This is a genomic window from Candidatus Thiosymbion oneisti, assembly GCF_004359955.1.
Lineage (GTDB): Bacteria > Pseudomonadota > Gammaproteobacteria > Chromatiales > Chromatiaceae > Thiosymbion > Thiosymbion oneisti.
Map to the genome: position 1 here is coordinate 1 of NZ_SMSC01000195.1, position 261 is coordinate 261.

Consider the following 261-nt stretch of genomic DNA (forward strand, 5'->3'; position numbering starts at 1 on the left):
CGGCCAGAGGTGCTGGCGGCGGCGTGGGACCAGGTAGCCGCTAACGACGGCGCACCTGGGGTGGATGGCGTTCGGATACCGGAACTCGGGAACGCCCCCGGGGTGGTCGAACGGTTTCTGGAAGACCTGCATGACACCCTCAAGCGGAAACGCTCCCGCCGGCAAGCGGTGCAACTGAAACGGATACCCAAGGCGACTGGGGGGCAACGCCCGTTAGGCCTCCCCGCGGTCCGTGAACGGGTGGTGCAAAGGCAGCCAAGT

General features: G+C 67.0%; 1 pseudogene. It reads left to right on the forward strand.

What is annotated here, in order from left to right:
• Positions 1-261, forward strand: a pseudogene (locus tag E1958_RS20690) (group II intron reverse transcriptase/maturase); the annotation flags it as partial.